1 protein-coding gene is annotated in these 419 nt (G+C 52.5%); it reads right to left on the bottom strand.

Annotated elements, in window-relative coordinates; translation table 11 throughout:
* A partial coding sequence (locus KH400_RS21465) for a hypothetical protein (protein ID WP_217228105.1) occupies positions 1-419 on the bottom strand: 419 nt, incomplete at both ends.

The raw sequence follows: 419 nt of genomic DNA, 5'->3' as shown, positions 1-419 counted from the left end.
ATCCACGACAGTGCGTAGAGTCCTTCGACACCGAAACGCCCTCCCTCACCAGGTTGCGTCGGGAAAACAGCTGGCATTACATCAAACCGGAAATTCAGCCGCGCGTGTAAATCGTCGGGGACAGAAACGACGTGATCGTCCTTGCGCTGACCAACAACTGCATCAAGGCGATCCAGAGATGGTACAGAGTAGATGACAATGGAGATGGGATGTTCCAAATCCATCAAACAGGGTAGAAAGCGTGTGGGGGTGCTTTCGAAATGATAGTTAACACGCCCGCTCGTATGAATTGTGATCGACTTCGTTTTCTTCTCCGATTCCTCATGCGCAACCGGAACGCTTGCACCAGCGGCATCAATATGCCAACGCAAGCCGTTTTCGCTGATGCCATCTCGGACAAGATCAAGGCGGATCGAGCC

It is taken from the genome of Desertibacillus haloalkaliphilus, assembly GCF_019039105.1.
Lineage (GTDB): Bacteria > Bacillota > Bacilli > Bacillales > KJ1-10-99 > Desertibacillus > Desertibacillus haloalkaliphilus.
Note: the sequence above shows the minus strand (reverse complement) of the source record. Positions and strands in the feature narration are given on the sequence as shown.